General features: G+C 74.4%; 4 protein-coding genes. All 4 read right to left on the bottom strand.

Annotated features, from left to right (window positions below; translation table 11 throughout):
- Positions 1-88: 88 nt before the first annotated feature.
- The 4 genes from ffh to RKE29_RS26840 all read right to left on the bottom strand — a co-directional run bounded on the left by ffh (position 89) and on the right by RKE29_RS26840 (position 6,342).
- The gene (gene ffh, locus RKE29_RS26825) at positions 89-1,651 is read right to left on the bottom strand and encodes a signal recognition particle protein (protein WP_312008250.1); all 1,563 of its coding nucleotides are present in this window, start codon (positions 1,649-1,651) and stop codon (positions 89-91) included.
- Positions 1,652-1,973: 322 nt separating this feature from the next.
- Positions 1,974-4,613, bottom strand: coding sequence for a [protein-PII] uridylyltransferase (locus RKE29_RS26830; RefSeq protein ID WP_312008251.1), 2,640 nt, complete (start codon positions 4,611-4,613; stop codon positions 1,974-1,976).
- Positions 4,614-4,678: 65 nt separating this feature from the next.
- Complete coding sequence (locus RKE29_RS26835; protein ID WP_312008252.1) at positions 4,679-5,017, bottom strand: P-II family nitrogen regulator; 339 nt, start codon at positions 5,015-5,017, stop codon at positions 4,679-4,681.
- Entirely contained in the window at positions 5,014-6,342 is a 1,329-nt protein-coding gene (locus RKE29_RS26840; RefSeq protein WP_312008253.1) for an ammonium transporter, read from the bottom strand. Before RKE29_RS26840 ends, RKE29_RS26835 begins: the two co-directional genes overlap by 4 nt.
- Positions 6,343-6,593 lie beyond the last annotated feature (251 nt).

Below are 6,593 nucleotides of genomic sequence, written 5' to 3' on the forward strand. Positions count from 1 at the left end.
CGGGCGGCCGCTGCCCCGCGCGGGCGCCGCGCACCGGCGGCGCGGACCCGCGCGCACGGTACGCGCCCAGGGCGCCGGGCCGCCGGGCTCACTTGGGCGGCAGCAGGTCCTTGAACTCCTGGGGCAGCTCGAAGTCCTGGCTGTCCCCGCCCGCCGGCAGGCCGAACGCGCCGCCGCCGCTGCCCGCGCCCCGGGCGCGGCGCTCGGCCGCGGCCTGCTCCTCCTGGGCCCGCTTGAGCGGGTTGCCGCTGCGGCGCTTGCCCTTGGCCTTCTTCTGCTGCTGCTTGGGCTTGCGCTTGGTGGCCCCGCCGCCCGCGCCCGGCATGCCCGGCAGCCCAGGCATGCCGCCCTGGGCCATCTTCGACATCATCTTCCGCGCCTCGAAGAACCGCTCCACCAGGCTCTTCACGGCGCTGACCTCGACGCCCGAGCCGCGCGCGATGCGCGCCCGGCGGGAGCCGTTGATGATGGTGGGGTCCTGGCGCTCGGCCGGGGTCATGGACTTGATGATGGCGGCGGTGCGGTCCACGTCCCGCTCGTCCAGGTTGTTGATCTGCTCCCTGATCTGGCCCATGCCCGGCAGCATGCCGAGGAGCTTGGAGATGGAGCCCATCTTGCGGACCTGCTCCATCTGCGCCAGGAAGTCCTCCAGCGTGAACTCCTTGGGGCCCTTCGCCAGCTTGGCCGCCATCTTCTCGGCCTCGGCCTGGCTGAAGGTCTGCTCGGCCTTCTCGATCAGGCTGAGCACGTCGCCCATGCCGAGGATGCGGGACGCCATGCGGTCCGGGTGGAACGCGTCGAAGTCGTCCAGCTTCTCGCCGTTGGAGGCGAACATGATCTGCCGGCCGGTGACGTGCGCGATCGACAGCGCGGCGCCGCCGCGCGCGTCGCCGTCGAGCTTGGAGAGCACCACGCCGTCGAAGCCCACGCCGTCGCGGAACGCCTCGGCGGTGTTCACCGCGTCCTGGCCGATCATCGCGTCGACGACGAACAGGATCTCGTCGGGGCGCACGGCGTCGCGGATGTCCGCCGCCTGCCGCATCAGCTCCTCGTCGATGCCGAGGCGGCCCGCGGTGTCCACGATCACCACGTCGTGCTGCTTGGTGCGCGCGTACTCGACCGAGTCCTGGGCGACCTTGACCGGGTCGCCGACGCCGTTGCCGGGCTCGGGCGCGAAGACCGCGACGCCGGCCCGCTCGGCGACCACCGACAGCTGGCCCACGGCGTTCGGACGCTGGAGGTCGCAGGCGACGAGCAGCGGCGCGTGGCCCTGGCTCTTCAGCCAGTGGCCGAGCTTTCCGGCCAGGGTGGTCTTGCCGGCGCCCTGGAGGCCCGCGAGCAGGATCACGGTCGGCGGGGTCTTGGCGAACCGCAGGCGGCGGGTCTCGCCGCCGAGGATGCCGACCAGCTCCTCGTTGACGATCTTGACGACCTGCTGGGCCGGGTTCAGCGCCTGGGAGACCTCCGCGCCGAGCGACCGCTCCTTGACCCTGGCGATGAACGCCCGGACCACCGGGAGCGCGACGTCCGCCTCCAGCAGCGCGACGCGGATCTCGCGCGCGGTGGCGTCGATGTCCGCCTCGGACAGGCGGCCCCGGCTCCGGAGGTTCTTGAAGGTACTCGCCAGGCGGTCGGAAAGCGTATCGAACACGGCGGTCGTCGGTCCTCGGGGTCGGGGGCTGGGGGCGTAACGCCTCTGGACGGGTTCGCGGCGGCTTCGGGGCTTGCGCTCCGGGGCGCCGGGCACGGAGCGTCGGACGGCAGCCCTCCCAGGGTATCCGGCCCGCGGGGCGAAGCGCCCTTCCCTGCCGGGCGGGGCCCGGTCCGCCGCCGTATGCGCGGCTTCCCGCCCGGTCCGGACGGCTCCTGCCGCCGTACGGGCCCCACCGTACGCCGCCGGCGGGGCGCGCGGCGCCGTCGGGACCGGCGGCGCGGGACCCGCGGCGCGCGGTACGGGCCGGGCCGCCGCCCCTCTACCGCAGGGCGTCCTCCACCGTACGGGCCACGTCGCCTGCGCGTACCGGGTCCAGGGGGGCGCCGGTGGCGTCGGTCACGTAGAAGGCGTCCACCGCGTTGGCGCCCAGGGTGCTGACGTGGGCGCTGCGGGCGGTCACGCCCGCCTCCTCCAGGGCGCGGCCGATGCGGTGCAGCAGCCCCGGCGCGTCCTGGGCCCGTACCTCGATGACCGTCGCGAGCTGGGAGCTGCCCGGCGCGACCGTGACCCGCGGGGGTGGCGCGCCCGCGCCGCGGCGGCGCGGGTACCTGCGGTAGGCGGCCTCGCGCTCGGCGAGCCGGCCGGCGATGTCCAGCGATCCGTCCAGGGCCCGCACCAGGTCCTTGCGCAGCCGGACGGCCTGCGGCAGCGAGCCGTACTCGGCGGCCACCCGCCAGCTCAGCAGCAGCACGCCGCCGCCCGGGCCGCGCTCCTGGGGCACCGGGCCGCCCGCGCCGCCCTCGGGGGGCGGCGGCCCGGTCAGCTCCTCGGGCAGTTCCACGGTGCGCAGGTCGGCGGCGCGCACCGTGAGCCGGTGCAGGGCGAGCACGCCGGCCGCGGCCGAGAGCACGCCGGGCTGGTCGGGGACGGCGATCAGCAGCTCGACACCTATCGGTTCGGTACTGGGCTCGGTACTGGGCTCGGTATCGGCAGCGGGGCCGCCGTCGGGGCCGGCGGGGTCCGCCGGTGTGCCGGTGGGCGGGTCGCCCCGGCGGATGCCCGCCGCCTGGTCCGGCGGCAGCGCCTCCGACCGGGCGTGCAGGGCCAGCACGGGTCCGCCGGTGCGCCACGCCTCGACCGCCAGGCGCTCCTGCTCGGCCGTGGCGCGCTGCGGGGCGGGGCCTTCGGGGGCCTGCTCGCCTGCGAGCAGGGCCGCGACCCGTTTGACCAGGTCGGCGACGAGCGAACCGCGCCAGGCCGTCCACGCCGCGGGCCCGGTGGCCAGCGCGTCCGCCTCGGTGAGGGCGTGCAGCAGCTCCAGGGTGGAGGCGCTGCCGACGGCCTCGGCGACCGCGCGCACGGTGGCCGGGTCGTCCAGGTCGCGGCGGGTGGCGGTGTCGACCAGCAGCAGGTGGTGGCGTACGAGCGTGGCGAGCACGGCCACGTCCGCGCGGTCGAAGCCGACGCGGGCGGCCATGTCGCGGGCGATGGTCTCGCCGGCGACGGAGTGGTCGCCCGGCCAGCCCTTGCCGATGTCGTGCAGCAGCGCGGCGACCAGCAGCAGGTCGGGGCGGCCGACGCGGCGGCTGAGCGCGCTGGCGCGCACGGCGGTCTCGACCAGGTGCCGGTCGACGGTCCAGCGGTGCACGGGGTTGCGCTGCGGGCGGCAGCGCACCCGCTCCCAGTCGGGCAGCAGCCGGGTGATCAGGCCCTCCGCCTCCAGCGCCTCCCACACGCCCACCGTGGACTCGCCGGCGCCGAGCAGGGTGACGAGCTGTTCGCGGGCCTCGGCCGGCCAGGGCACGGGCAGCGGGCGGGCGGTGGCGGCCAGGCGGCGCACGGCGTGCGGGGACAGCGGCAGCCCGGCCTGCGCGGCGGCCGCGGCGGCCCGCAGCGGCAGCACGGGGTCGCGCTCGGGGCGGGCGACGCGCGCGAGGACGACCTCGCCGTCCTGTTCGACGACGCCCTCGGCGAGCGGGCTGCGCTCCCCGGGCACGTCCGCGGTACGGGCGCCGCGGCCGCCGAGCAGGCCGCGCAGCCGGGGCCGCTGGGACCGGGCGCGCAGCACCCGGTCGACCTCGCGCCAGGTCACGTCGCTGGCGTAGGAGATGGTGCGGGCGGCCTCGTAGACCTGGCGCAGCAGCGCGTCGGCGTCGAGTATGCCGAGTCCGGCGGCGACCTGGTCCTGCTCCTGGAGGGCGAGCCGGTCGGTGGCGCGGCCGGTGGCCAGGTGCAGGGCGTCGCGCACGTCCAGCAGGGTGCCGCGCGCCTGCTCCAGGCCCTCGCGGGGGGCGTCGGCGAGCCAGGAGGCGGCGACGGCGCGCAGGGCGGTGGCGTCGCGCAGGCCGCCGCGCGCCTCTTTCAGGTCGGGTTCGAGCAGGTACTGGAGTTCGCCGTGGCGCCGGTCGCGCTCCTGGCCCAGCTCGTGCAGTTCGGGCAGCCGCTTGGGCGCCTGGGCCCGCCACTGGCCGAGCACCGCGTGGCGCAGGCCGGCGGTGAGCGCCTCGTCGCCGGCGACGTGCCGGGCGTCGAGCAGGCCGAGCTGGACCTTCAGGTCCTCGGCCGCGGTCTTGCGGGCCTGGTCGGGGGTGCGTACGGAGTGGTCGAGCGCGAGGCCCATGTCCCACACCGGATACCAGACGCGGTCGGCGAGGGCGGCGAGGGCGGTGCGGTCCGCCGAGCCGTCGTGCAGCAGCAGGACGTCGAGGTCGCTGCGCGGGGACAGCTCGCCGCGCCCGTAGCCGCCGACGGCCACCAGGGCCACGCCGCCGCCGACCCCGGACGCCTCGACGCCGGCGGCCAGCAGCGCGGCCAGCCAGGTGTCGGTGAGCTCCGCGAGGGCGGCACGGCGCGGCGGCCCGGACCGCGACTCCTGCTGGAGGAGTCGCAGCCGGGCCGCCGCATAGCCGCTGGGCCCCGAGTCGGCAGCTCCGGTCCTCTCATCGACGCTTTCCGTCAACTGGGGCTCCTACTTCCGCCTGTCTGGAATCGGGTGGGGCGCCGCGGCCTTCGGGTGCCTCGCGGCTAGAGCGCGTCGGGTCCGCGCTCTCCGGTGCGTACCCGCACGGCCGTCTCGACGGGCAGGCTCCACACCTTGCCGTCGCCGATCTTGCCGGTGCGGGCGGCCTTGACCAGGACGTCGATCAGCTCCTCCGCCTCGGCGTCCTCGACCAGGACCTCGACGCGGATCTTGGGCACCAGGTCGACGGTGTACTCCGCGCCCCGGTAGACCTCGGTGTGGCCGCGCTGGCGGCCGTAGCCGGAGGCTTCGCTGACGGTCAGTCCGTGGACGCCGAACGCCTGCAGCGCTTCCTTGATCTCGTCCAGCCGGTGCGGCTTGACAATCGCCGTGATGAGCTTCACGCGTCCACCTTCTTAGCCTGGCCCTGAGCGGGAGCGTCGCTGCCGGGGTTCCCGAGTGTCGTACGGGCCGCCGCGCTGCCCACGCCGCTGAAGTCGTAGGCGCTCTCGGAGTGCTCGGTCTGGTCGATGCCGGAGACCTCGTCGTCCTCGCTGACCCGGAAGCCGATGGTCATGTCGATGGCCTTGGCGAGAATCCAGGTCACCACGAAGGTGTAGACGAGGACCGCGCCCGCGCCGGCGGCCTGCCGGCCCAGTTGTTCGATGCTACCGCCGTCGGTGAGGGACTTCGCGGCGCCGGCGCCGCCCTGGATACCGAAGACGCCGACGAGCAGGGTGCCGATGATGCCGCCGACCAGGTGCACGCCGACCACGTCGAGGGAGTCGTCGTAGCCGAGCTTGTACTTCAGGCCGACCGCCCAGGCGCAGACGAACCCGGCGACGACGCCGATGGCCAGGGCGCCCATGGCGTTGACCGAGGCGCCGGAGGGGGTGATGGCGACCAGGCCGGCGACCGCGCCGGAGGCGCCGCCGAGCATGGTGATGGTGCCGTGCCGCAGCTTTTCGTACACGAGCCAGCCGATGACGGCGGCGGCGGTGGCGACCTGGGTGTTGAGCGCCATGGCGGCGGCGGTGCCGTCGGCGGCGAGTTCGGAGCCCGCGTTGAATCCGAACCAGCCGAACCACAGCAGACCCGCGCCGAGCATGACCAGCGGCAGGCTGTGCGGGCGCATCGGGTCCTTCTTGAAGCCGACGCGCTTGCCGATGACCAGGACGACGGCGAGCGCCGCGATACCGGCGTTGATGTGCACCGCGGTGCCGCCCGCGAAGTCGATGGCCTTCACCTTGTCGCCGTTGAGGCCGATCCAGCCCTCGGGTCCCCACACCCAGTGGGCCACGGGGAAGTAGACGACCGTCGCCCACAGCACGACGAACAGCGACCAGGCACCGAACTTCACCCGGTCCGCCAGGGCGCCGCTGATCAGGGCCGGGGTGATGATGGCGAACATCAGCTGGAAGGCGGCGAAGGCGAAGACCGGGATGTGGTGCCCGTCGAGGCCGACCTCGCTGTTGGCGGTGATGCCCTTGAGGCCGATGTGGTCCAGGTTGCCGAGCAGCCCGCCGCCGATATCGTCACCGAAGGTCAGGGAGTATCCGTACAGCACCCACAGGACGCTGACGATGGCGAGCGAGATGAAGCTCATCATCAGCATGTTGAGCGTGCTCTTGACCCTGACCATGCCGCCGTAGAAGAAGGCAAGGCCGGGCGTCATCAGCATGACCAGTGCGGCACTGATCAATACGAATGCGGTATCCGCGCCGTTCAATGTGGACGTCTCCTCGAAATGTCGGCCCGTGCGGGCAAATGTTTGGTGGGCCGGTTTTCGCCACGAGGTTTGCGCAGCGCGGTTTCAGTCGATGCCCCTCCTTGTTTCGCGCATGTGACGAAGACGTCCGGAATGTTACGTGCAGATGAATCGCGCCACCCTGGCCGGGGCGCTCCGTTATCGTGTCGCAACCATCGGCCGGGCGGGCGGCTGCCGGGGTCCGCGCGGGCGGCCGGAGCGGCCCGCGGCCC

This window comes from Streptomyces sp. B1866 (assembly GCF_031932565.1).
GTDB lineage: Bacteria > Actinomycetota > Actinomycetes > Streptomycetales > Streptomycetaceae > Streptomyces.